This window comes from Geobacter sp. SVR (assembly GCF_016865365.1).
In the GTDB taxonomy this organism is placed as follows: domain Bacteria; phylum Desulfobacterota; class Desulfuromonadia; order Geobacterales; family Pseudopelobacteraceae; genus Pelotalea.
Map to the genome: position 1 here is coordinate 3,391,068 of NZ_AP024469.1, position 26,341 is coordinate 3,417,408.

Annotated in this window: 18 protein-coding genes; 9 read left to right on the top strand and 9 right to left on the bottom strand. The window is 59.5% G+C overall.

Annotation, left to right across the window (positions count from 1 at the left end):
- Positions 1 to 336 precede the first annotated feature (336 nt).
- The 3 genes from GSVR_RS15935 to GSVR_RS15945 all read left to right on the top strand — a co-directional run bounded on the left by GSVR_RS15935 (position 337) and on the right by GSVR_RS15945 (position 10,240).
- Positions 337 to 7,707 (top strand): MBG domain-containing protein, encoded by a 7,371-nt coding sequence (locus GSVR_RS15935; RefSeq protein WP_173202152.1) that lies wholly within the window; start codon positions 337 to 339, stop codon positions 7,705 to 7,707.
- Positions 7,708 to 8,075: 368 nt separating this feature from the next.
- On the top strand, positions 8,076 to 8,522 hold the full coding sequence (locus tag GSVR_RS15940; RefSeq protein ID WP_173202153.1) for a DoxX family protein: 447 nt from the start codon (positions 8,076 to 8,078) through the stop codon (positions 8,520 to 8,522).
- Between the two features lie 134 nt (positions 8,523 to 8,656).
- The gene (locus GSVR_RS15945; protein WP_173202154.1) at positions 8,657 to 10,240 is read left to right on the top strand and encodes a peptide chain release factor 3; all 1,584 of its coding nucleotides are present in this window, start codon (positions 8,657 to 8,659) and stop codon (positions 10,238 to 10,240) included.
- Between the two features lie 312 nt (positions 10,241 to 10,552).
- Here GSVR_RS15945 and GSVR_RS15950 read toward each other — a convergent pair whose 3' ends face one another.
- From GSVR_RS15950 to tnpA, 6 genes are all read right to left on the bottom strand, one after another.
- Positions 10,553 to 11,623: a chemotaxis response regulator protein-glutamate methylesterase gene (locus GSVR_RS15950; RefSeq protein WP_173202155.1), complete on the bottom strand. Its 1,071-nt coding sequence runs from the start codon at positions 11,621 to 11,623 to the stop codon at positions 10,553 to 10,555.
- Positions 11,624 to 11,627: 4 nt separating this feature from the next.
- Positions 11,628 to 12,524, bottom strand: a complete 897-nt coding sequence (locus GSVR_RS15955; RefSeq protein ID WP_173202156.1) for an HDOD domain-containing protein — start codon at positions 12,522 to 12,524, stop codon at positions 11,628 to 11,630.
- Positions 12,525 to 12,542: 18 nt separating this feature from the next.
- Positions 12,543 to 13,370, bottom strand: a complete 828-nt coding sequence (locus GSVR_RS15960) for a protein-glutamate O-methyltransferase CheR (RefSeq protein WP_173202157.1) — start codon at positions 13,368 to 13,370, stop codon at positions 12,543 to 12,545.
- A 40-nt stretch (positions 13,371 to 13,410) separates the two neighbouring features.
- Positions 13,411 to 15,258: a chemotaxis protein CheA gene (locus tag GSVR_RS15965; RefSeq protein ID WP_173202158.1), complete on the bottom strand. Its 1,848-nt coding sequence runs from the start codon at positions 15,256 to 15,258 to the stop codon at positions 13,411 to 13,413.
- Between the two features lie 39 nt (positions 15,259 to 15,297).
- Complete coding sequence (locus GSVR_RS15970) at positions 15,298 to 15,792, bottom strand: chemotaxis protein CheW (protein WP_173202159.1); 495 nt, start codon at positions 15,790 to 15,792, stop codon at positions 15,298 to 15,300.
- Positions 15,793 to 16,321: 529 nt separating this feature from the next.
- Entirely contained in the window at positions 16,322 to 16,759 is a 438-nt protein-coding gene (gene tnpA, locus GSVR_RS15975; protein WP_173196373.1) for an IS200/IS605 family transposase, read from the bottom strand.
- A gap of 384 nt (positions 16,760 to 17,143) precedes the next feature.
- Between tnpA and GSVR_RS15980 the strand changes: the two genes are divergently transcribed.
- The 5 genes from GSVR_RS15980 to cobD all read left to right on the top strand — a co-directional run bounded on the left by GSVR_RS15980 (position 17,144) and on the right by cobD (position 23,557).
- Complete coding sequence (locus GSVR_RS15980) at positions 17,144 to 18,196, top strand: sigma-54-dependent Fis family transcriptional regulator (RefSeq protein WP_308936469.1); 1,053 nt, start codon at positions 17,144 to 17,146, stop codon at positions 18,194 to 18,196.
- Positions 18,197 to 18,201: 5 nt separating this feature from the next.
- Positions 18,202 to 19,014 (top strand): lytic transglycosylase domain-containing protein, encoded by an 813-nt coding sequence (locus tag GSVR_RS15985; RefSeq protein WP_173200231.1) that lies wholly within the window; start codon positions 18,202 to 18,204, stop codon positions 19,012 to 19,014.
- 176 nt (positions 19,015 to 19,190) lie between these two features.
- A complete protein-coding gene (locus GSVR_RS15990; RefSeq protein WP_173200233.1) occupies positions 19,191 to 21,539 on the top strand; it encodes a cobyric acid synthase in 2,349 nt (782 codons plus the stop codon).
- Positions 21,526 to 22,497, top strand: coding sequence for an adenosylcobinamide-phosphate synthase CbiB (gene cbiB / locus GSVR_RS15995; RefSeq protein ID WP_255569605.1), 972 nt, complete (start codon positions 21,526 to 21,528; stop codon positions 22,495 to 22,497). Before GSVR_RS15990 ends, cbiB begins: the two co-directional genes overlap by 14 nt.
- A complete protein-coding gene (gene cobD, locus GSVR_RS16000) occupies positions 22,481 to 23,557 on the top strand; it encodes a threonine-phosphate decarboxylase CobD (protein ID WP_173200237.1) in 1,077 nt (358 codons plus the stop codon). Before cbiB ends, cobD begins: the two co-directional genes overlap by 17 nt.
- Before the next feature lie 112 nt (positions 23,558 to 23,669).
- On the opposite strand, the gene hgcB is transcribed toward cobD, so the two are convergent.
- The 3 genes from hgcB to GSVR_RS16015 are packed head-to-tail and all read right to left on the bottom strand — an operon-like array spanning position 23,670 to position 25,621.
- Positions 23,670 to 23,957 (bottom strand): mercury methylation ferredoxin HgcB, encoded by a 288-nt coding sequence (gene hgcB / locus GSVR_RS16005; RefSeq protein WP_173200239.1) that lies wholly within the window; start codon positions 23,955 to 23,957, stop codon positions 23,670 to 23,672.
- A gap of 30 nt (positions 23,958 to 23,987) precedes the next feature.
- On the bottom strand, positions 23,988 to 25,130 hold the full coding sequence (gene hgcA / locus GSVR_RS16010) for a mercury methylation corrinoid protein HgcA (RefSeq protein WP_370552085.1): 1,143 nt from the start codon (positions 25,128 to 25,130) through the stop codon (positions 23,988 to 23,990).
- Positions 25,131 to 25,180: 50 nt separating this feature from the next.
- Entirely contained in the window at positions 25,181 to 25,621 is a 441-nt protein-coding gene (locus tag GSVR_RS16015; RefSeq protein ID WP_173200241.1) for a MarR family winged helix-turn-helix transcriptional regulator, read from the bottom strand.
- Between the two features lie 65 nt (positions 25,622 to 25,686).
- Between GSVR_RS16015 and GSVR_RS16020 the strand changes: the two genes are divergently transcribed.
- Positions 25,687 to 26,337 (top strand): cation transporter, encoded by a 651-nt coding sequence (locus tag GSVR_RS16020; RefSeq protein WP_370552044.1) that lies wholly within the window; start codon positions 25,687 to 25,689, stop codon positions 26,335 to 26,337.
- Positions 26,338 to 26,341 lie beyond the last annotated feature (4 nt).

Here is a 26,341-nt window from a genome sequence, read left to right on the forward strand (position 1 = left end):
CGTATCTTTCCATTTCCGCCCCTCGTTTCCGAGCCATCGCGTACCATTGTCCCTGCTTTTCCCTTTCCCGCCAAACCCTCTTTTTCCACATTAAAAATCGTTGCACATCCGACACATAACCAGATATAATCCGTGCCAATACCATGGACGCCTCCTTCGTCCGGCCGTGTCAGACCACTCCCCCCGCAACGACCTCCAGCCTAAGCCGGCACGGCTCAACCGACACTCCTGACCTATCCGGACCTACGCCAGTACATCGCTGCTGTTTCGAAAATATGGTGATTGCGGGGATGATTCCCCGTTGATGCGCATCATTCCTGTAAAGAGGATAATGCCATGTCCGTGATATGCACCTTTTCCGCACGATGCCTCGCGCTCCTGTCGGTGCTGCTGCTCCTGGCTCCGCCTCTGAGCGCGCACCAGTTCCCCCTCTCCCTGACCTCAGCCCCTGCCGTCAAATCCGAAGGGTCGTATATCGTGTACGTACAACAGGGGGATGCATGGCTGAAGGCCGGCAGCCTTTCCTGCGACAGGTTTTTCCGCGAGCAGCGGATCAGCCTCGGCAAGCTGACGACCGGCACTGATCCGGTGAGGATCCGGCTGGAACAGCAAGGAGGAGGTCCCGCCCACATCGATTCTGTCTTCCTCGGCCAGCAGGGGCCCGTCACAGTGAAGGGGACGGACGACCCTCTGGCCCTTCAAAAGCTTTCCAAAACCGACTTTGACGTTATCGATGCCCACGACAGAACCATTGACCTGGTTTTTACCGCTGCCGCCCCCGACCCCACCCTGTGTCTCACCGCGCGGATCGAGGGGGACCGAATAACGGACATCCCCTTCCACTATCCGATCCGCAATCTTTACCGGACGATGAATGCCGATTCCGCCTTCTACACCTACCGGCTCGACGATACAAAGCTCGCCGCTTCATCGGCCGATGGCAGACTAAATGCCAACGGCACTCCCTTTTTCAAGGAATGGTCCGAAACCGGCACAGGTCATCCTTCGGGATACACCTACGGCTGGGTGGCCAACGACGACCGTAATCTCTATGTCAAGCTCGACTTCACCCCCGACGACACCATGGATGGCACCAGCGACTACGCCACGGTCTACGTAAAGACAGGAGACCAGCTCAGGGAATTCAGACTCACGACAGCCGAAACCCGCTGGGGGATTGCCGACTTCACTTACACCGACAAGGTGCCCTACCAGCACAAGGTCTATGATTTCACGATCCCGCTGCGGGAGCTGGGGATTGCCGAGGCAACCAGGACACATGCTGTCGAACTGGCCTTTGCGGCCTATGGCACCGCAGCGCCGGGGCTCTCGGAGAGCGTGACGGTCAACCCCGTTACGAACAAAATATATGTGGCCAACGGCACCAGCAGCATTGTGACCGTGATCAACGGCGCCACCGGTGCTGCAACGCAGGTGGTAACCGGCGGCAGCGTCCCCATTGCCCTTGCGGTCAATCCCGCCACGAATCGGGTCTATGTGGCCAATCAGGACAGCGGCACCGTAACCGTAATCGACGGCACAACCGACACGGTCGCCGACACGGTCACGGTGGGGAGCGGTCCGACCGCCATCGCGATCAATCCCGCAACGAACCGGATCTACGTGGCCAACACCTACGACAGTACCGTCACCATGATTGACGGCTCCACCAACAGTACCACACCGGTCTCAGTGGGCAGTGGCCCGTTCGCCATTGCCGTCAATCCTGCAACAGACATGGCCTATGTCGCCAACAGCGCTGACGGCACCGTCAGCGTGATCGACGGCGCCGGCAATGCAGTCGCAACTGTCACGGCTGGTTCATATCCGCGGGCCATTGCAGTCAATCCCGCGACCAACAAGATTTATGTCGCCAATAACTACGGCAGTTCCGTGACAGTGATCGACGGTACCGCCAACACCACCACCTCCGTAACGGTGGGAAACGGTCCGTCCTCCATCGCGGTCAACCCGGCGACGAACAGCATTTATGTCGCCAATTACTACGACAACAGCGTCACCGTGATCGACGGCGTGAGCGACGCTGTCACTGCCACGGTTGCCGCGGCCGCGAACCCTATCGCGGTCGCGGTGGATTTCACGGCTGACAGGATCTATGTCGCAGGCATCAACGGCACGGTGACCGTGATCGACGCGGGCAGCAACAGTGTCTCCTCGACCATCGCCTGCGGTACGAACCTGCGGTCCATTGCGGTGAACCCTGTTACCAACAGGGCCTACGTGGCGAGTTACAACAGTAACAGCATAATTGTCATCGACAGGACTGCCAACGCCGCCGGCGCGGTGAACGTCGGCATGTATCCCGTTGCAGTGGCGATCAATCCGGTCACTAACATGACCTATGTCGCAAACAGCGACAGCGGCACCGTCTCGGTAATTGGCGGAACCACCAATGCCGCCGCTACCGTTGCCACGGGAAGCCAGCCCCTGGCTGTGGCAGTGAATCAGGTCACCAACAAAGTCTATGTGGCCAACGAAGGGGACGATACTGTCACGGTGATCGACGGAACCCATAATGACACCGCACACACGACAACCACGGCCACAGGGGTCAGCCCCCAGGCCATTGCAGTCAACCCGGTCACCAACAAGATCTATGTGGCCAACTACGGCAGCAATACCGTTACCGTAATCAACGGAGCCACCGACACGCCTCTTCCCTCCCCCATAACCGTGGGGACAAAACCGTGCGCCATTGCAATAAATTCCGTCACCAACAAGGTCTATGTCGTCAACTATGTCGGCGCCTCGAGTACCGGTAGCGTCACGGTCATCGACGGAACCACCGACACCGTCCTGACAACCGTCACGGTCGGGAAAGCCCCGCGCGCCATAGCGGTGAACTCCCTCACCGACACGATCTACGTGGCCAATTCCGGCAGCGGGACATCGGTAACCGTGATCGACGGCGCCAGCAACACCACCGGCAATGTGACAGCCGGATCAGCACCATGGGCCGTGGCGGTCAATCAGGTGACCAATCGGATCTACGTTGCCAACAAGAGCGGCAACTCCGTCACCATTATCGACGGTGCCTACAATAACGACGATCACAGGACGACCCTCAGCCTTTCCGGCACCGGTACGACTCCGTATGCCTTGGCCGTCAACCCGGCCAGCAACAGGATCTACGTGGCGAACAGCGGAAGCGACAATGTCGTGGTGATCGACGGCGTCACCAACACGTTCGGCAGTGTCCCGGCGGGAACCCAGCCGCAGAGTCTGGCCGTAAACCAGCTTACCGGCAGGGTCTACGTCGCAAATGTCGGAGAAGTCGGCTATGCCAGCACCGTGACGGTGATCGGCGAGCAGGCGGAATTGCCCATACCACTCACCGTGGCCATTTCGCCGCTTACCGGCAACGTTTCCGCCTCCCCCACCCCTGACTTCTCCTTCCTGGCTGCCAGCGCATTCGCACCCACCGCGCCACCGGTGAGAAAGGTCTACTATCAGTTCGATACACGACAGGGGGCCTGGAAGGAGGCAACCGCCTTCACCGGCAGCACCGGCACGGTGACTGATGCCACACCGCTTCCAAAGGGAAATCACGTGCTCTACCTGTTTGCCACCGACGGCCAGGACGCCACCTCCACCAACACCGGGACTCAGAGCAGCCCGCTGGTGGGCTCCATCGCGGCCTATGCCCTCACCGTAAAGCCTGATTCCCCCTCGGTCGCAACCGCTGCGGCAGACGCACTTTCCCAGACCGGCGCCACCCTGAACGGTACCGTGAACGGCAATGGTGCCGATACCATCGTCACCTTCGAGTACGGCACAACGGCGTCCTACGGCAGCAGCGCCCCGGGCGGCACCGTTTCAGGTGGCTCGGGGATTGTATCGATCTCGGCCGTCGTCAGCGGCCTTGCCTGCGGCACCACCTACCATTTCCGGGCAAGCGCCCAGAACAGTGCCGGTGCCGGAAACGGAGATGACCAGATGTTCGCTACTGCTGCCTGCAGCCATACCATCAGTACGGCTGTCACGGGCGGCAACGGCACCATTACCTGTACGACACCCATTACCCAAGGCAACAGCAGTACCTGCACCATCACGCCCGATCCGGGGTTCCGACTGGCGACACTTGCCGACAACGGCGCCGATGTACTCGCCTCCGTGTCGGGCACAACCTATACGATCGTCAACGTAATTGCCCCCCATACCGTTACCGCCGGCTTTGTCCCGCTGCTGTCCCAGAGCATAGCCGCCTTCGCACCACCGGCGACCATCGTCTATGGCGACCTTCCCGTTACCCTCTCCGCCACGGCCACCTCAGGCCTGACGGTAAACTTCAGCGTGACAGGCGGACCGGGCAGCATCAGCGGTACGACCCTGACCATCACCGGCGCCGGAACCATCAGCCTCAGGGCATCCCAGCCCGGCAACACCAGCTACGCTCCAGCCGCCGACGTCACTGCCTCCGTCACCGCCGTCGCCCGGCCGCTTACCGTCACCGCCGACAGCCTGAGCAAAGTCTACGGAACGGCCGATCCCCCCCTGACCTACCAGATCACCAGCGGCACACTGGCAGCGGGTGATGCCCTGCATGGGGCTCTGACCCGCACGGCCGGTGAAAACGCAGGCAGTTATGCCATAGCACAAGGCACACTGACAGCCGGCCCAAACTACAACCTGTCCTACGTAACAGCCAGCCTGAGCGTAACTCGCCGGCCGCTCACCATTATCGCCGGCAGCGCCAGCCGCCCGTACGGAGCTCCCAACCCGGTTCTGGACAACTTCACGGTATCCGGCCTGGCCGGTGGCGACACGATTACCGGCGTCGCCACAACCTTCCCGGCAACCGCGACCCCGACAGCCGACGTCGGCACCAGCCACGCCATCACCCCCAGCGCCGCCGTATTCGGCGTTGGCAGCGCAGACAACTACAGCATCAACTATATGCCCGGCACGCTGACCATTGACGGCCAGGCTTCCCAGTCGATTACCGGCTTTGTACCGCCGTCAACAGCTGTCTATGGTGGCGCCCCCCTTACCATCTCCGCTGCCGCCACCTCCGGCCTGCCGGTAAGCTTCAGCGTGGTGAGCGGCCCCGGCAGCATCAACGGCAACCAACTCTCCGTAACCGGTGCAGGCATCATCGTTGTCAGGGCCTCCCAGTCCGGAGACCTCAATCACCTGCCCGCAGCCGACGTCACTGCGAGCATCACCGTTACCAAGGCAACCGCAACCATCGCACTGTCGAATCTTGCACAGATCTTCAACGGAGCCGCCAAATCCGTGGTGGCGGCCACCACCCCGCCAGGACTCGCCACCCTTGTCACCTATGACGGCAGCATGGCCGCACCTGTGGCAGCCGGCAGCTACAGCATCGTCGCCGTTGTCAGCGGCGCCAATTACCAGGGCAGCGCTACCGGCACCCTGGTAATCGCCAAGGCCCTGCCGGTCATCACTTGGCCACCCCCGGCAACCGTGTATGTCGATTCGGTACTTTCATCGACGCACCTGAATGCCACGGCCAGCGTACCCGGAACCTTCAGTTATGTTCCGCCGGCCGGCACGGTCATGAACAGCGTGGGGAGCCAGTCCCTGGCCGTCACCTTTACTCCTGCCGATACCGCCAATTACAGCACTGCCACTGCCACGGTCACCCTCACGGTCAGCGACAGGCAGATCCCGGCCATAACCTGGACAGCTCCGGCCGCCCTCAGCTACGGTACGTTACTGTCAACAGCACAGCTGAATGCTTCGGCCAGCGTACCAGGCACATTCAGCTACGATCCGCCGGCAGGCACGCTGCTCAACGCCGGCACCCGAATCCTGACAGTTACCTTCACCCCCGCCGACACCGCCACCTACGCCGCCACAACCGCCTCCGTCACCCTGACGGTGAACAAGGCGCCAGCCCTGGTTACCCTGACCGGCCTGAACCAAACCTACGACGGTACTGCCAAAGCGGTAACCGCAAACACGACGCCAGTTGGACGGACGGTCGTCATCACCTACAGCGGCAGTACGGCACCACCCGCGACAGCAGGCAATTATCCAGTCATCGCCACCATCACCGATGCCAACTACCAGGGGAGCGCCACCTCCACTCTTCTGATCGCTCCGGCCCAACCGGTCATCACCTGGCCGGCCCCGGCCATGGTGTACGTCGGCACGTCCCTCTCACCGGTGCAGTTGAACGCCGCAGCCAGCATACCCGGCACCTTCACCTATACCCCGGCAGCCGGCACGGTCATGAACAGCGTGGGGAGCCAGCCCCTTGCGGTCACCTTCACCCCTGCGGACGGCGCCAATTACACCGCTGCAACGGCCACGGTCAGCCTGCTGGTCATCAGCAAGCAGGTCCCCGCCATTACCTGGCATACTCCCGCTGCCGTCGGCTATGGCACCCAACTCTCGGCCAGCCAGTTGAATGCCACGGCCGGCATACCCGGCACGTTCAGCTATGATCCGCCGCTTGGCACGGTGCTGAACGCCGGTTCCCGGACCCTGTCGGTCTCCTTCACCCCCGACGACACTGCCACCTATACAGCAGCAACCGCCTCCATCACACTGACGGTGAACAAGGCGCAGGGCACCGTCACTCTGACCAACCTCAGCCAGATCTATGACGGAATGCCGAAGACCATCACGGCCACGACCATTCCGGCGGGCTTGGCCGTTGCCATCACCTACAACGGCAGTGATGCAGTCCCGGTCAATGCCGGAAGTTACACCGTCGCCGTCACGCTCAACGACGCCAACTACTCGGGAACCGCCAGCGGATCACTGACCATCGCCAAGGCAGTTCCGGCCGTTTCCTGGCCCTCTCCTGCACCGATTGTCTACGGCACCCCTCTCTCCGCTCTGCAATTGAATGCCAGCGCCAGTATACCCGGCACCTTTGCCTATGCTCCGGCAGCCGGCACCCTGCTCCCCGCCGGAAACCGCACCCTTACCGCCACGTTTGCGCCGGGCGACAGCGCCAATTATGACAGTGTCACAGCCACCGTCCCCCTTACGATCAACACCCTGCCTCCGGTAATCATCACCGGGTCCATGGCCCAGGTTGCCACCGCAAGCGACGGCAGCGTTCCATACCCCCTGGAAATCACCTCCACAAAATCGAAGGTGACTATCCTGTCCGGCACGAGAATGTTCGACGCCGACGAAAATGTCGTCATCGGCCTGCTCAGCACATCCGCACTGCCGATCGATTCGACTGCAGCGCTGCCCCCCCTGGCGGTCGCCGCACCGAGTTCCGACGGAAGAAAATTGATCAGCCTGGGGGCGGCCATCGAGATCGTGATTTCCAATGGCACGTTCCCCGTGAAAACCATCATGCCCCCCTTGGCGGTCAGCCTTGCTATTGATCCCGCCTTTGCCGCGCCTGGAACGACTGTTGAATACTTCAGCTTCGACGGCTCGCGTTGGACCCCGGAAGGAACCGCCATCGTGAATAGCGATGGCAGGGTGGACCTGCCGGTCGGACACCTGTCCATCTGGGCTGTGGCAAAATTCGAGGTGCCCAGCGGCGATCTCAATGGCGACGGCACGGTCACTATCGTGGATGCGCTCCTGGCCCTGCAGGTTGCCGTTGGAATAAGGTCGGCCACTCCGGCACAGTCCGCTGCCGGTGATGTTGCACCATTGGTCGACGGCAGGCCCGCGCCCAACGGGGCTATCAATGTGGGGGATGCGCTGGTGATACTGCAAAAGGCGGTGGGAGTCTATGGTTGGTAGTGCTACCTTCACCGTGCCGCTTTCCGCCCATCATACAGTGCGCTGCCGGTTGCTCGTCCCTGTTGACACTCCTGACAAGAATATGGCAGAATTATTCGTTTTCGTAACCGATTGACAAAAAAAACGAAAACAGTGTTGGCGAGGCTGAGCGCGCCGTGAGGCCGCGGCTCCTGCGCCGCCATGTTTATCACCCCGGGGACATGCGTCCCCTTTTTACATGGGTGCCACCACGCCGTTTTTTTCGCCCGGCCATGACCGAACTTCCATCGGCACGGTCGGATCGTCCCCTGGTTCACCTGTCGCACCCCAGCCGTTTTTCTGGATGGTGGACGGGGTTGCACATTCACTCGGCTGTCGCGGAGGCATATATGGCAAAAGGGAGTTTTGACGCATCGAGTTTGATCGCGCCTCTGATGGTAAGGATCCCGCTGGGGCTGATCTTCATGGCTCATGGTTCGCAGAAGCTGCTGGGGCTGTTCGGCGGACAGGGCCTGACCGGCACATTCAGGATCTTTGAACAAAAACTGGGTATTCCCCCCATCTTCACCCTCCTGGCCATCATTGCCGAATTCGGGGGGGGATTCGGCGTGCTGACCGGTTTTCTGACCCGGCTCTCCGCTGCCGGTATCGCCTCGGTAATGGCAGTGGCGATCTACAAGCTTCACTGGGCGAACGGTTTTTTCCTCAACATCAATTGCGTGCCGGGGCGGGGACATGGCATTGAATATGATCTGGCGCTGCTGGGCATGGCGCTGTACCTGGTGTTTGCCGGCGGCGGCAGGTGGTGCTTGGACCGGTTGATCTTCCGAGGATAAGAACCGGAGGTGCGGAAAACAGGGCGGCATCTCGAATGGCGCACGTTTCCGACTCTTCCGATGTTCCCGGCAGCGGGTCTTTCAGAGTATCAGGAGTTCAAATCGCTCGTTCGTTTTCATAAAGGAGTCAGTACGTGGAATCATTGAATCAGCAGGAAGTCGGCAAACGCCGCACTTTCGCCATCATCAGCCATCCGGATGCCGGCAAGACCACCATTACCGAAAAGCTTTTGCTGTTCGGCGGGGCTATCCAGCAGGCAGGCGAAGTCAGGGCCCGCAAATCCGCCCGCCATGCCACCTCGGACTGGATGGAGCTGGAAAAGCAGCGCGGGATTTCGGTCACCTCGTCGGTGATGAAATTCACCTATAACGGATGCGAGATCAACCTGCTCGATACCCCCGGCCATAATGACTTCTCGGAAGACACCTATCGTGTGTTGACTGCGGTAGACTCGGTCCTGATGGTGATAGACTCGGTCAAAGGGGTCGAATCGCAGACCAGGAAGCTGCTGGAAGTCTGCCGCCTGCGCCACACACCGATCATGACCTTCATGAACAAGCTGGACCGCGAGGGACAGGAGCCGCTCGACCTGCTGGACGACATCGAAAAGAACCTCAAGATGCAGACGACTCCGGTTACCTGGCCGGTCGGCATGGGCAAACGCTTCCGTGGCACCTACCACCTCTACACCAAAGAGCTGGTCTTTTTCGATGCCGAAGCGGCCAACGGCACCGGCCGTGTCCTGTCGGTATCTGGCCTGGACGACCCGCTGCTGGACGAATTGCTGGGCAGCCAGGTGGACGAATTGCGCCACGACGTCGAACTCCTGGAAGGGGCGGCCCACCCCTTCGACCAGGAGGCCTATCTGGCCGGGCGGCAGACGCCGGTGTTCTTCGGTAGCGCCATCAACACCTTCGGCGTCCAGCAATTATTGGATGCCTTCATAGAATATGCGCCGGCACCACTGCCGCGCCCGACCGCCTCCAGGATGGTGTCACCCCTGGAAGAAGCCTTCAGCGGCTTCACCTTTAAAATCCAGGCCAACATGGATCCGGCCCACCGAGACCGGATCGCCTTTTTCCGGATCTGCTCCGGCAAGTTCACCCGTGGCATGAAGGTTCGCCACGTACGCCTCGGCCGCGACGTGCAGATCGCCAATGCCACCATCTTCATGGCCCAGGACCGCACCAATGTCGAGGAGGCCTGGCCGGGCGACATCATCGGCATTCACAATCACGGTACCATCAAGATCGGCGACACCTTTACCCTGGGAGAAGACCTGAAATTCACCGGCATCCCCAGCTTTGCTCCCGAACATTTCCGCAAGGTGCGCCTGCTCAACCCGATGAAATCCAAGGCATTGGAAAAAGGGCTGGTCCAGTTGGCCGAGGAAGGCGCCACCCAGGTCTTCAAACCGCTGATGGGCGCTGACTGGGTGATCGGCGCAGTCGGCCTGTTGCAGTTCGAGGTCGTCATGCACCGGCTGGAGCACGAGTACAGCGTCAAGGTAGCTTTCGAGCCGGTCAGCTACGTCACGGCCCGCTGGGTAACCGGTGAGAAGAAAAAGATCGAGGAATTCGAGAAAAAAGAGGCCATGCACGTCTACATCGACGGCGAGGGCAAGCTGACCTACATGGCGGGCAGCCAGTGGCGCCTCGACAACACCATCGAAAACTGGAAGGACCTGGAATTCCACGAAACCAGCGAGCATTCATGAGCCCGAAACCGGCACGGAACCGAGCGGAACGGAAATATTCCCTGAAAGCTACCTGGCAGGCTATCCGCTGTCTGCCTACCGGCCACTTTCCGCTCATTCTTCCCGACGTTCACCCGGTTGCCGCGTTTTTTGTCCTCCGCAGGCTCAAGCGTCTCGGTTTTTCCAACTGCAGGGTAACCACATCTCCGACAGGATTGGTTATTCACGCGCAGCGATAGCCGCGGACAAGATCCGAACCAGACCAATCCTCCCAGAAACGAAAAAAGGGCAGCTCACCGGCTGCCCTTCATTCATACATTTCTCAGGTGACTGCTACCCCGCAAACTTGGCGATTTCATAGCCGATCTGCCCCAAAGGCAGGACCTCGTCGGCCACCCCTCCGTCCACACAGGCCTTGGGCATGCCATAAATGGTCGAGGTGGCCTCATCCTGCGCAATGGTCACCCCGCCCTTGCTCTTCAGAAGCTGCATCCCCTTGAATCCATCGTTACCCATGCCGGTCAGGATGACACCCAGCATGGAACCGTTGGTGACCTCGGCCATGGTCGACAAGATCAAATCGACAGAGGGGATGTAGACATATTGGGGGTAAGCGCTGGTGGGAACGACTTTGACGACCAGGTTGGTGCCCTGCCGCACCAGGGTGGTGTGCATGCCACCCGGAGCGATCAGCACCAGGCCCGGTTTTACGACATCCCCATCCACAGCTTCGCGAATCGATAGCGAGCACTTGGCGTTCAGGCGCTCGGCATAGGGACCGGTAAAGGCCTTGGGCATATGGATGCCCACAACGATGCCGTAGGGAAAATTGACCGGGATACGGGAAAGCACCTCCTGGAGCGCCACAGGACCTCCGGTGGAGGCGCCGATGCCGACATAATTGATTTTCTTGTTACGCAGGGGGGTCGAAACCCGGCGAACAGGCGCTGCCATAGCCGGACGAGCAATCGGAGCCGCACCGCCGAAGCGCGAGCGTACCGAATCCTTGACCTTGCGCAGCAGTTCATCGCGGAAGATGGTTTGCGCCTGGGCGGAATCGGTGACGTTCTTGGGAATATAATCTATAGCGCCTGCATCCAGTGCTTCGAAAGTGGCCTTTGCCCCTTCGTTGGTCAAGGTCGAAACCATGATGACCTTGGTGGGAGCTTTGGCCATGATCTGCCGAAGTGCAGCGATGCCGTCCATGCGGGGCATCTCCACGTCCATGGTAATCAGGTCGGGTTTCAGCGCCAGGGCCTTTTCCACCCCTTCCACGCCATCAACGGCGGTTCCGACCACTTCGATGGAGGGGTCTTTGGAGAGGACACCGCGTATGGCCATGCGCATGAAAGATGAGTCGTCAACGATCAGTACGCGAATTTTACCGCTTGGTGAGGATAACATGCGTCTATTCCTTGGAATTGAAAATTGAGTTGACCAGTTCCTTTACATCGGGAATGGCGTCGTCAAGCTCGTAGCAAAAACGGGCCTCGTCCAGGTCCGCCAGACCAAGGGATTCCTTCTTGAGAATCTGCCAGGCCGGCTCCTCCGCCAGATTGAAACTGACCCATTCACTGTTGCTGTAATTGAGGCCCCGCACCGTGCAGAACAGGTCGGAGAGGTTGACGACGGAACACAATACCGGGTCGGTGGTTGCCTCGTCGGGATGATGATGATTCGCGATCACCTCACAGTAAGCCTCGGGGAAGTTCCACTTCCTGGCCATGCAGTACCCGATCTCGCTGTGACTCGTGCCCAGCCTTTCGATCTCGGCATCCACGAGCTTTACCGGCCTGGTCTTCATGCTTTCCAGCACCGCCTGAAATTCTCCCGGCATGAAATTGCTGAGGAATACCACCCCGAGGTCATGGATGATTCCGCTGATGTATGCCCTTTCAAGATCCTGGTACCCGATCTTGGACGCTATGATCTTGGACACCATGCCGACCCCGAAGGAGTGTTCCCAGAACGACTTGATGCCGAAAACCCGGGAGTCATCCGCAAAAGCGCTGATCAGCGAGGTTGTCAGGGCAACTTCCCTGATGTGGTGCGCGCCGAGATACACCAGGGCACGTCTGAGCGAGGTGATCTGATTGCTCGGCTTATACACCGGTGAGTTGAGCATTTTCAGCACGCGGGCTGTCATGACCTGATCGGTGAGCATCAGATCGGCCACTTCCTCGATCCTGACATCCTCCTGGTCGAGCAGTTGCAGCACCTGGGTCGCAACAACCGGTATGGTAGGGAGGTCATCTATCTTTTCGACCAGTTGTTCAGCTTTGTCCATCAACGCTTTCTTATCCATATGTGCAGGCCTCTGTAGTTATTTTTTGTAGGTGAAACCACCGGGAAAATGCACGGTTTTGAACTTGTCGTTCACGCCGTGCAGGGACTCAGACTGACCCACAAAGAAGTAACCGTAGGGTTGGAGATTGTTGTAGAAATGCTGAACTACCTTTGATTTGGAAGCGGTATCGAAATAGATCAGCACATTGGCGCAGAAGATGAAATCAAAGCTTTTCATGAATATCATCTTCGAATCGTCGTAAAGGTTGAGTTTGCTGAAGGTGACGAATTTTTTGACTTCCGGGGAGAGAATGAACCTGCCGTTATCCTCACGGAGGTATTTACGTTTGTACTGATCGGGGATATTGCGCACGGAATAGGCGTTATAGACACCTTCCTTGGCCTGGGCTATCACCGTCTCATTGATATCGGTGCCGACGATCTCGATGATCCAGTCCTTGAGCAGCGTGGCGCGTTTTTCCAGGAGAATCATCGCCATGGTGTAGGCTTCCTCGCCCGAAGAGGATGCGGCGCTCCAGATACGGAGCTTTCTGAACCCCATCTTGCTTTTTATATCGACTATTTCCGGAAGCAGCTTGTTCTCCAGGGCGTTGAGCTGGGGCACGTTCCTGAAGAAATAGGTTTCATTGGTAGTGATTTCATCCATCAGGTACTTCAGTTCGTCGGTACCTCGCGGAGATTTGAGCAACTGGTAGTAGTCGAAATGCGTCTTGACGCCGGTGGCTTCCATTCTGCGCCCGAGACGGCTCTCCAGAAAATATTTCTTCGTGGAGTGGAAGTACATCCCGCAGATGTTGTATATGAAATCCCGCAATACTTCGAAATCTTTGTCTGATATTGCCACGACCAATCCCTTCGTTGCTTTTTATGGAGCCAGAGCCGAATCAGCGTCCCGATCCGGCTTCGTTACCCTCGATCAGCCCGACCGGATCGACAATCAAGGCCACACAGCCATCGCCCAATATTGTCGAACCCGCAATTCCGGGGATGTTGGCCAGATAGTTGCCGAGCGACTTGATGGCCACCTCCTGCTGACCGACAAGCCGTGTCACAACCAGCCCCATGCGTTTGTCCGCAGCCCCGACCACGACTACATAACAGAAATCGTCCCGTTCATAGCGCCGGTTGACGTTGAAGACTTTTTCAAGTCGCACCAGAGGTAATACGATATCGCGCAGCTTGAGCACTTCCTGTCCGCCGATGATGTGGAACTGGCGCTGATCGACCCGCAGCGTTTCGAGAACCGATGAAAGCGGAATGGAGTACACCTCCCCCTCCACTTCCACCAGCAGCGACTGGATGATGGCCAGAGTCAGCGGGAGACGCAGTATGAATTCGGAACCCAGTCCCCGCTCGCTCTTGATCTCGATCAAGCCGTTGAGCTTTTTGATGTTGGTCTTGACGACATCCATGCCAACGCCGCGCCCGGACAGGTCGGAGGCCACGTCTTTGGTGGAGAAGCCGGGCAGAAAGATCAGGTCGAACATCTCGCGCTGGCTCATGGCAGCCAACTGTTCTTCGGTGACCAGCCCCTTTTCGAGGGCCTTGCGGCCGACCCGGTCGGTATCGATGCCGCGCCCGTCGTCCTTGATGCTGATGATGATCTGGTTGCCTTCGTGGACTGCCGAGAGGATCAGGCTGCCGACACGCGGCTTGCCCGCCTGCACGCGCTCGTCCGGTGTTTCCAGGCCATGATCCATGGCATTGCGGATCAGGTGAATCAACGGATCGCCGATTTCATCGACAACCGAACGGTCGAGCTCGGTTTCCTCTCCGAAGACCTGAAGATCGACCTCCTTGCCGAGATCACGGGCCATGCTGCGCACGATGCGCGGGAACTTCTTGAAGACCTTCTCTACAGGAAGCATGCGCATCTTGAGCACCTGCATCTGCAGTTCCGACGTGACAAAGTTCATCCGCTTGGTCAGCTTGGCGAACTCTTCATTGAAATCGGCCTTGTTGGCTTCGCCCTGCTGCAGATTCTGGTTGATCTGAATCATGCGGTTGCGTTCCAGCACCAGTTCGCCGACCTGGTTCATCAGATCATCGAGGCGCTTGACATCCACACGCACAGTCGAGTTGTCAGAGAGATCGTCTCCTTTGCCTTCGGCTGGCCGGGGCGGGGGGGCAGGTTTCTTTGGCGCCACCTCCTGCTTCACCGTCGGCACCGTCATATTTTGTTTCGGCGATTCGGCGGCCGGTTCGGCAGCAGACTCAACGGCAGGCGCCGATGGTGCGACCACAGGCTCGGCTGCCGGTGTGAGTCTCGGTTCAGCAACGTCCGCTAGGGGGGCAGATGCTGCCGGCGTTTCCTCAGTGGCAGCCTGAGCTGCGGCCACCTCCGTGAGCAGCGGCAACAACTTTGATATCGTGCCTCCAATCTCGCGTTCCTGTATATCGCCGGCCTTGATGTCGCTTACCAGCAGCTTTACCAGGTCCGTCGCTTCGAGCACCACGTCCATGATTTCAGGTGTCACCAACAGTTCACCCTTGCGAAGGCGGTTGAGAACATCCTCGGTCTTGTGGGTAACTTTTACCAGCAGGTCGAATCCGAGAAAGCTGGAGGCACCTTTGACAGTATGAATCGACCTGAAGATCCTGTTCAGCAGATCCGCATCGTCCGAGTTCTTTTCAAGCGCTACGAGGTCGTCATCGAGTTTTTCAAGCAATTCGGTCGTCTCGGTGAGAAACCCCTCCAGCAACTCCTGATCTTCGCAGTCAATCGGCGGCATTGCAAACTCCTTGAGGGAATCTGAGATTTCGGTTCATTGTCAGAGTGAGCCAAAGAACCGTTTTTCATCACTGGAGAACATCTTTTCCAGATCGAGCAGCACCAGCAGTCTTTCAGCCTGGTTGATCACGCCCGCGATACATTCCTGATCGATACCGGTGGCCACTACGGCGGGCGACGGCTGAATTTCGCTGCCCGAAATGCGGATGACCTCGGAAACGGCGTCCACGATGAAGCCCATCAGCTCACCGTCCACATCCATGACCATGATGCGGGTCTGCTTGTCGTTTTCGACCTCGAACAGCCCGAATTTCTTGCGCATGGAGATGATCGGGATCACCTTGCCGCGCAGATTTATCACACCCTCGACATAGGAGGGGGTATTGGGAACACGGGTCACGGTGGGCATGCGGATGATCTCACGGACCTTCAGCACATCCACGCCGTACTCCTCTTGATCCAGATTGAAACTCACCAGTTGAATCAGTTCGCCGCGGGATTCATCCGTTTTTGCGACCACCAGTGCATTGCTCATGGTTTACTCCTCCTCGTATGGATGACAACCGGAATTTTGTGAGTGTCCTGCGGGCCCTTCGACAACAAATGCCAAAACATACCACGCAAGTCCTTCATTAATCAAGTTATCCGTGAGATCTGCCTACCCCTGCCTGTGCAACAGGATTCCGCCCGGATCTTTCTTCATATGAACTGCTTCCATGACCCCATGACAAAAATCTGTCGCATCCCGGCGAGCGAACGCCACAAGCCCCATTTTTCTGACACCATCCATACAACCGTGCATACAGCTTTACAAAACAAAGTCATTTTCTTGACATTTACAACGATAATACGTAAGGTGTCCTGGCATACAGGGAATCAAAACACCTGATCACGGGAAATCATGGCCGAAACAGCTATACTCATCATCGACAATGATCGCAAATCCCGCGATCTTGTGTCAGCCTTTCTGAGTAAGCATCCCCCGGCAAAGCCGGGGGCTTTCAAAGTCGTGAACCGCTCGAAGCGGTTTTTTCAAAAGATTATCTGACCACCACGAGTGGTGGTCATTCTTCGGGCAAAAATGTCAATTGATCCAGACGTTTGTCTTCGTCTTCCTGGTTCCTGATGTAGTTGGCAATTGTTTCCTCGTCAGCACCGACAGTGGATACAAAGTAGCCACGTGCCCAAAAGCTCATACCAGCAAAGTTCTTCTTCTGACCAAGGTACATTCGCGCAATATGGATTGCACTTTTGCCCTTGATGAAACCGATCACCTGTGCAACGGAGTATTTTGGTGGGATCGATATCAATATGTGAATATGATCAGGTTGAAGGTGCCCTTCCACTATCTTGCACTCTTTCTGCCTGGCTAGACTATGAAACAAGTCGGCAAGATATTTCCGGATTCGACCAAACAGCACCTTGCGGCGACATTTTGGAATCCATACAACGTGATACTTGCAATCCCATTTCGTGTGGCATAAACTTTGTGTGTCGTCCATTGAAGCCTCCTTTTCGTGTACTTTGAGCGGTTCACGTTAGGGAGGCTTCTACATATTTCAGGAACTGTCAAACTATTGGGGTCCCCCGGCAGAGCCGGGGGTTTACCCTAAGGAAATTATCAAGGCTACACTATCATTCAGTGTCAAAACAATACATCAATTTTTGACACCCTCCGCAAACACAAGATCGGCATCGTTATCGCCGCTCTCCCCCATCTGCAGGACATTGCCGCCGATTTCAACGAACGCGCCAGAAAAATCAACCCACTGCTGGTACTGATCAGCTACGGCGCCGAAGGCGAGATCCCCACTCACCAGTCCGGCGACGAGAGCAGCTTTTTCCTGTCAAAACCGCTCAACCTCGACGAGCTCGAGAGCCTCGTCATGCGTGCCCAGGAATATCAATCGCTGAAACTGAACGAAGCGCTGGCCGATGCCGGCCAACAGCCGCACGAACTGTGCTCCGCCATCATCGGCAAAAGCGAACCGATGCGGCATCTTTTCGAGATGATCGGCAAAGTGGCGGCTTCCAGCGCCACGGTCCTCATCCAGGGAGAATCCGGGACCGGCAAGGAACTTGCAGCACGTGCGATACACGAAATCAGCAGCCGGAACGGGAAAAATTTCGTTCCCGTCAACTGCGCCGCCATACCAGACGAGCTCCTGGAAAGCGAGCTGTTCGGACATGTCAAAGGCTCCTTTACCGGTGCCTACGCCAATCGGGCCGGCCGGTTCGAGATGGCCGACAAGGGGACCCTCTTTCTGGACGAAATCGGCGACATGAAAGCCAATCTGCAGGTAAAATTGCTGCGGGTCCTGCAGAACAGGGAGTTCGAGCCGGTCGGCAGCACCAAATCGCAGAAGGTCGATGTCCGGATCATTGCCGCCACCAACAGGAACCTTGAGGAATTGGTAACGACAAAGGATTTTCGCGAGGACCTGTATTACCGTCTCTCCGTCATTCCGATCACCATCCCCCCCCTGCGCGAGCGCAGGGAAGACATTCCTCTGCTAATACACAGTTTCCTGTCACTCTTCAACGACGACAGAAAACACAATGTGAAAGGATTTTCGCGGGATGCGCTGGAAGTTCTCTGCAGCTACGACTGGCCCGGAAATGTAAGGGAACTGGAGAACCTGGTCGAGCGCATGGTAATCTTGAAAAACAGCGGCTTTATCTGTCCCGAGGACCTGCCCGAAAAATACCTGGGCGGCAGGATTCAGGTGAAGGTGCCTGCGCTGCCGGCAGGGAACAGCCTCCCCGAGGGGGGCATCTGCCTGAACTCGGCCGTGGACCAGTTCGAAAACAATCTGATCCTTCAGGCCCTGACCCGGACAAAAGGCAACAAGAAAGAGGCTGCCACCCTGCTCAACCTCAAACGCACCACGCTGATAGAAAAGCTCAAGAAGAAGAATCTGGAATACAGCGAGGATTGACTGCCATGACGATCGGCATCAGTGAAAAACCGTCACTGCTCGCCCCCCTGCTGGCGCAAGAGCTCAAAGAACAGTCGCCCCCCCTCTCCCCCGGGCAGTCCTCCGACATGTTCGCCGGCACGCTTGACACCATTCTTGCCGCGGCGCACGGCGAAAAACCGGTTACGCCGGATGCCGCCATGGCCCTGGCCGAAAGCCTCAACCTGCGGATGCTGCGCACTACCCTGTCCCTGGCGGGAGACGCTCCGGCCGAGTCTCCGCTGCAGCCTGCCATCGGCGGCCCCACCGCCTCCATGCTGGCGCTGGCCAGGACCTACGGAGCCAATCAGCAGGAGCCGCTGTCCTCCCCTGCGTCACCCGCTGTCCCCCGGCAACCGCTTCCGGATGCCGACACATCCCCGTCCCCGTCAGCTGCGTCCGTATCCACCGGCGGCCCGGGCTGGCTCGACGACGTCATCACCAAGGCATCCAGCCAGTATGGCGTCGATGCGGGCCTGATCAAAGCGGTCATCAAGGCCGAAAGCAATTTCAACCCCACTGCGGTTTCACATGCCGGAGCACGGGGTCTGATGCAGCTCATGCCGGCCACTGCCCGTTCCCTGGGGGTCAGCGACTCGTTCGATCCCGAACAGAACGTCATGGCCGGAACGCGATTCCTGCGCGACCTGCTCAAACGCTACAACGGCAATCTTGACTCCTCCCTGGCAGCCTACAACTGGGGACCGGGCAATGTGGACAAACGGCCGGACCGCCTCCCCCGGGAAACCCAGGAATACCTCGCGCGCGTGAAACAGCTCTATACCTCGTACAGCGCCTGATACGGCCCGCTGGCACATGCATTCCCGCTTGCATCCAAACCGGCGGACGTGCCATAATCCCCACCATTTTCTCCCCCCATGCCAAGGCGCCATCACAGGTGCGCCCTGACGGAGAAGCCGCACCGTACACCGACGGTCTCCACACTATCTGAGACAATCCGACACACGAGGATTACATGGCATCACTCTACATCATCGGCAGCGGCCCCGGTGCGCTCGAACACCTGACCGAGGCTGCACGGCAGGCCATTGCAGACTCAAGCACCATTATCGGATATGACAGCTACATCGAGCTGATCAGGCCGCTCTTGGAGGGAAAACAGATCGTCTCCACCGGCATGATGCGTGAAGTGGAGCGCTGTCGTGAGGCGATCCGCAGGGCATGCGCAGGAGAGACGGTCGCGCTGGTGTCGGGGGGCGATTCCGGCATCTACGGTATGGCGGGCCTGGTGTTCGAACTGCTTGAAAACGCCGCAGAGGGGAACCGGGCCGCTCCTCGCCCCGATGTCCGGGTAATACCCGGCATCTCTGCCATCCAGGCTGCGGCGTCGCTTTTGGGCGCCCCTTTGATGCATGATTTCGCCGTGATCTCCCTCTCGGACCTGCTGACCCCCTGGGAGCTGATCAGGAGCAGACTGGAAGCGGCTGCCAGGGCAGACATGGTGATCGTGATCTTCAATCCCCGCAGCAAGAGCCGGGTCACCCAGATCGAGGAGGCGCGCCGCATCGCGCTTGCCGCGCGCCCTGCCGAAACTCCCGTCGGCATCGTGCGCAACGCCAGCCGTCCCGACCAGTCGGTCACTGTCACCACCCTTGGTCAGATGCTGTCTCACGACATCGACATGTCCACCATCGTGATCATCGGCAACGCCAGCAGCTTTATCGATTGCCAGGGCCGGATGGTCACCCCGCGCGGCTATGCCCGCAAGCCGGAGTTCGGGGACCGGGGACCAGTGACCGGGGATCGGCACAAGGAGCCGGGACATGCAAAACCACGCCCTGATGCAGGCGCTCTCATGTTCTGCGGCACCGCCTCGGATGTCGGCAAATCGATCCTCACCGCCGGGTTCTGCCGTTTCCTGGTCAAGCGCGGCATTACGGTTGCCCCCTTCAAATCCCAGAACATGTCGCTCAATTCCTTCGTGACCCCCGAGGGGGGCGAGATCGGCCGGGCCCAGGCCGTTCAGGCCCAGGCCTGCTGCATCGATCCCCACACCGATATGAATCCGGTGCTGCTCAAGCCCAACTCCGACACCGGCAGCCAGGTGATCGTGCAGGGGCGTCCCGTGGGCTCCATGAGCGTCAGGGAGTATGACACCTACAAGCCGGAGGCATTCGCCCGGGTCGCGGAAAGCTTCGAACGCCTGCGCCAAGACCACCAGTTCGTTGTGATCGAAGGGGCCGGCAGCATCGCCGAGATCAACCTCAGGCACAACGACATCGCCAACATGAAGGTGGCCCTGATGGCTGGTTGCCCGGTCATCCTGATCGCCGACATCGACCGGGGGGGGGTCTTCGCCCAGATCATCGGCACCATCGAACTGCTGGAGCCCGAAGAGAGGGCGCTCATCGCCGGTGTGATCATCAACAAGTTCCGCGGCGATGCCTCCATTCTCGACGCGGGCATCGAGTTCATCCGGAACAGGACCGGTGTGCCGGTGCTGGGCGTGCTGCCCTGGCTGCCCCGCCTGGACCTGCCGGCAGAGGACAGCCTTGCGCTCGGCCGCAGTTTCGGTCCGACAGAGGGGGCCCGTGAAAAGCATATCCGCATCGGCATTCTGAAGCTGCCGCGCATCTCCAACTTCACCGATTTCGATCCCTTCCGGCACGACGACGATGTGTCGGTCGGCTACGCGGAAAGACCGGAACAGATGGAGGGGCTGGATCTATTGATCATACCCGGCACCAAATCGACCATTCCCGATCTGAACTACCTGCGCGAAAAAGGCTTCCAGAGTGCCATCACCGCGTTTAACGGCCGCATCGTCGGTATTTGCGGAGGCTACCAGATGCTGGGCCTGCGGGTGCTCGACCCCGAACGGATCGAATCCGCCGTGACGGAGGCAGCCGGCCTGGGACTGTTGCCGGTGGAGACCGAGATGCTGCCCGACAAGGAGACCCACCAGGCCCTGGCCCGCCTGGAGCCGGCCGGCCGGTCGGCAACGGGGGATCCCGGCGGGATCATCAGCGGATACGAGATCCACATGGGGCGGACAACCTGCCTGGAGGCGGCGCGCCCCTTTGCCCGCATCTTTCAGCGCGGAAAAAACGGCATCGATGTGCTGGACGGGTGTATTTCCGAGGATGGCAGGATTGTTGGCACCTACCTCCACGGACTGTTCGACAACACCCCCTTCCGTACTTCGTACCTGAACCTCATCCGGCAGGAAAAAGGGCTGCCGGTCCGTCAGCAGGAGCAACCGGATGCGGCCGATCCCTTTGATCGGCTCTGCGCTCATATGGAACAGCATCTCGACATGCAGCGGATTCTCTCCATCTGCGGGCTGGACAGTGGTCGCGCCTGATCCGGCCGTCATCGTCCCGGCACTGCTGCTGGACCTGATGCTGGGAGATCCCCGCTGGCTGCCGCATCCGGTGGTCTTGATCGGCCGAACGATCACCTTTCTGGAAGACCGACTGAGGGCCCTCATCAGTAACGAGCGGCTGGCCGGCGTACTGCTCCTGCTGCTGACCGTGACCGGCACCGTCGCGGTCACCTGGCTGGCGCTTGTGGGGGCTGCCTCGCTTTCTCCGCTGGCAGGAACAGCGGCAGCCGTGGCAATTTCCTACACCTGCCTGGCCGCACGCTCCCTGCACCGCGAATCGGCTGTGGTGGCCCGGGCCCTCTTGGCCGGGGATATCCAGGCGGCACGTCGCAATCTGTCCTACATTGTTGGCCGTGACACCGCCGACCTCGACGAGCCCGAAATCTGGCGCGCCCTGGTGGAGACGGTGGCGGAAAACACCTGCGACGGCGTCATTGCGCCGCTGTTCTGGCTATGCCTGGGAGGCCCTTTAGCCGGCATGGCCTTCAAGGCGGTCAGCACCCTCGACTCGATGGTCGGCTACCGCAACGAGCGCTATCTGCACTTCGGCTGGGCTTCGGCCCGCATGGACGATCTGGCGAACTTCATCCCGGCCCGGCTGACCGCCCTGCTGATGATCGTCGTTGCCCCGCTGACAGGCCTTTCCCTGCGCAATGCGCTGAGGGTGACGCTGCGTGACCGTTTGAAACATCCCTCCCCCAACAGCGCCCATCCCGAAGCGGCGGCAGCCGGCGCACTCGGCGTGCGGCTGGGTGGCCCCTCCCGCTACGGCGGCAAGCCATCCTGGAAGGAGTACATCGGCGACCCGCACAAGCCGTTGAACCGGGATGCCTATGCGGCCATGATCAGACTGATGTACGCCACAACGATCTTCATGACGGCCATTTTCCTGATTCCGGCCCTGTTGTTGAGAGGTTTCGATGTCACTCTCCCATGAACATGGCGGCACCATCCTTTCGCTTGCCCGGCAGCTCGGTGTCGCGCCCGGGGATATCACCGATTTCTCGGCCAGCATCAATCCCCTGGGGCTGTCCGGCATGGTCAGGGATGCCATCGGCAATGCACTGGACAGCCTGGTGCACTACCCCGACACCAGCTGTTCGGAACTGAAAGAGGCCCTGGCAGCCGCGCATGGCCTGAACAAGGCGCACATCGCCGTGGCCAACGGCTCCACGGAACTCATCTACCGACTCCCCGCCATGCTGCCCGGTCGACGCGCCCTGATCGTTTCCCCCTCCTTCAGCGAGTACAGCCATGCCCTGGAACAGCACCGCTGGGAGGTGCGCCACCTGATCCTCTCAGCACGCAACCATTTCAGCCTCGATCTGGAGCTGCTCGAAGCCTCCCTGGCCCACAGCTGCGATGCCCTGTACCTCTGCAACCCCGGCAACCCCAGCGGCATCCTGTATCCGCCGGAGACCATCGAACGTATCTACCGGCTCTGCCGGACCTCCGGCACATTCCTGGTCCTGGATGAAGCCTTCATGGACTTCTGCGAGGAGGCATCCGCAAAGGCCATCATCACGGCCGAACGACACGGCCTGATCCTGCGGTCGATGACAAAATTTTTCGGCTTCCCGGGACTGCGCCTGGGATATGCGATGGCCCATCCCGCCCTGACCGAACAACTGGGACAGCATGGCGGGCCATGGAGTGTCAATACATTGGCACAGGCAGCCGGCACAGCTGCCTTACGCGATAAGGAATACCGCAGGAGGACGCTGGAATACGTCAAGCAGGAACGCAGCCTTCTGTGCGACCGGCTCTCCCGCTTCCCGCTGTTGACGGCGTATCCCTCTGCCGCGAACTTCCTGCTGGTGGAACTTTCCGGCGGGCTGAAGGCAGACGGGCTGAAGGAGCGTCTGCTGTCGCAGCGCATACTGATCCGCAACTGCGCCACCTTCACCGGGCTGGACAACCGTTTTTTCCGGATTGCCGTGCGAACTGCCGAGGAGAACCAGAGGCTGCTGGCCGGGCTGGAGGAAATTTTTTCCTGAACGAGGCCTGGAGAAGACCTTGGAACAGAGCTGAAAAATGAAAAAGGCCGAAGAGACATCTCCGGCCTTTTTCGTATACATGGTCATGGAGGAAGCCCTCCTCTCCTCAGAATCAGCAGCCTCCGCCCCCCGTTTTTACCAGTTTTCGTTCCCGTAGCCACTCGTTAATCATGCCCGAGGCGCAGCCGACCCCTGAATCCACGCTGATGGCCTTGACCGGACAGTTGAAGGCGCAGGCCCCGCACTCCATGCAGGCGTCACGGTCGGACAGCGTGACCTTTTTCCCATCAGGAGAAAAGACCTGATGGGGACAGACCTGTAGACACCGGCCGCAACCGATGCAGAGCGAGGGATCGAAATCGAGCGTCACGACGTTTTCAAGATAGCGGAAGCCCTGCATGTCTCACCTCTTTTTTCATAAACGGCACTCTCACATCAGCCTTCCGATCAACAGCAGCCCAATGCTGATCGCAACAGCACACCCCATGGCAGGCAGGGCCATGCTCATCTCTTTTCTGACGCCGGAACGGGAGGTATAGGGGGAGCAGCCGGTGAAGTTCAGGGTATAAAAAGCACTGACTGCCGGCAGTGCCAGGAACAGGGCGGCAGTGACCGCAGCACTCCAGGCTGCTCCGCCGGCCAGGATGTAGAACAGGCAGGTCCAGAGCAGGCCGATGACGGCACCTTTGACGGCAAAGCCGGGCCCCGGCAGCCAGGGGAGCAGCAGCGGCCCCAGCACGATGCCGCTCAGCACCGCCCCCAGGTAAGCGAGAAACGCCGCCATGGCGGCAGCCGGACCACCCGCCACAAGTCCCGCCAGCAGCGTCACCCCGCCGATGGCGGCAATCGGGCGGAGAGCAAGCACCATCTCCACCGGAATCAGCACCAGCCGTTCACGGAGCGTGAAGCTCAACCGCCGCATGGCCGCGGTGGTGATCCTGCCGTTATCCAGGTACTCCGGCAGGTCCGAGGCCTTGATCGCGGCATATTCTACCGAGAATCCGCAGCGCTGCAGCACCTGGTGAGCCGCCACGCCGGGCGCCCCAAGAATCGGCAGGATCAGGCGGCGGTGGCTGACGACCCGGGCCAGCCCCGTGGCATCGATCCGACGCACCAGTTCTCCGGTGCCGAAGGTGCCTTTGCCGGCCGCGCACCAGACATTGATGCCATAGGTCTCCAGCACCAGCAGCCAGACATGCCGCCCCGCCAGAGCCCGGCGAACGATGTCGTAGCTCATCTTGTAATCTGCGGTCACCAGCACCGGCGCGTCGCTGTCCGGTTGGCCGATGGCATACAGGCCCGGCGGCACCATGAAATTCATCCGGCCGATGCCCCAACGGGCCTTGCAGGCTCCGATGCGGTCAGCCGGGTCCAGTGTCGTGGAGATTCGCGCTACCGGTCCGGCTGCAGTCGCGAGCCATTCTTGGAAGCCGGGTACCTTTTCGGTGATCACTCCGCCGCCGGCGGAGACAGGCGGGCCTCAGCAGGGCGGCTTGTCCGAGCCGCCGGGAGCCGGCGGGCATGGACCATTCAGCCCCTTCTCACTCGCTGTACGGATACCCATGATTTTCAGAGGGCCGTTTTGTCCGTTCTTTACTTGCAACATGCAACCATCCTTCCCGATCATGGACCGCTTGCGGCGCTGCTGGTGAGCGCTTCATTCAGCAATCCCAGCGACCTGGTCACCGTCTCGCGCTCAAACGGCGTCAAGGCAGCGAACAGTGCTTCGATCTTTTTTTCCAGGTAAGAGTCGATCCTGACCAATACGTCTTCACCCGCTTGCGTGAGACTGAGCAGGCTTACCCGCCGGTCACCGGACGAAACCCGGCGCACGATCAGGCCTTTTTGTTCCAGCCCCTTCACCTGGCGGCTGAAGGTCGTGATATCCAGACCCAGCTCATCCGCCACCCGCTGCATCGCAGGGCTCCCCACCCTGCGCACTTCGGACAGGATGTGGCTTTGGGCCATTGAAAGCTGCTGGCCGCAGCATTCGTCGCAGCAGGTGGCGTTCAGCAGGCCGAAACGGCGGACAAAAATCTGCAGTTGCTCTTGCATTGATTCCATTCTATCCTTTTTCTCTGAACCTACCACATTAGTTGCAATTTGCAAGTAAAAAGCATATCCTCCGAATGAATATGAGCGACCATCAACGCCATAAACTTCATGCCACAGCGCGCCTGCTGGCACTCTTCACCATCGGCTACAACCTCGTGGAGGGGCTGGTCTCCATCTGGCTGGGGCTGTCTGACGAAACCCTCTCCCTGTTCGGATTCGGCGTCGACTCCTTTATCGAAGTCGTTTCGGCCATCGGCGTCTGGCACATGCTGACCAGGATCGCCCGGAATTCCGGCGAAACCCGGGACGAATTCGAGCGGCGCGCCCTCAGGATAACCGGCGGTTCCTTCTATCTGCTGACAGTTGGCCTGATACTGACCGCGCTGACCAACATCTTTCAGCAGCATAGGCCGGAGACGACCCGGTGGGGCATCGTCATTTCGCTGGCATCGATGTCGTTCATGTGGTTGCTTATCCGCCTCAAGACCCGGGTTGGCCGGGCCCTGGGTTCCCCTGCCATTCTGGCTGATGCGGCCTGTTCTCGGGCCTGCCTGCTGTTGTCGTTGGTCCTGCTGGCTGCCAGCATCGGCTACGAGCTGACCGGCATCGGCAATCTCGATGCCTTCGGGGCGATCCTGATCGCCTGGCTGACCTGGAAAGAAGGCAGGGAAGCCTTTGCCAAGGCACAGGGGCTCTCCTGCTCGTGCACCTGCGGGCATGGATGAAACC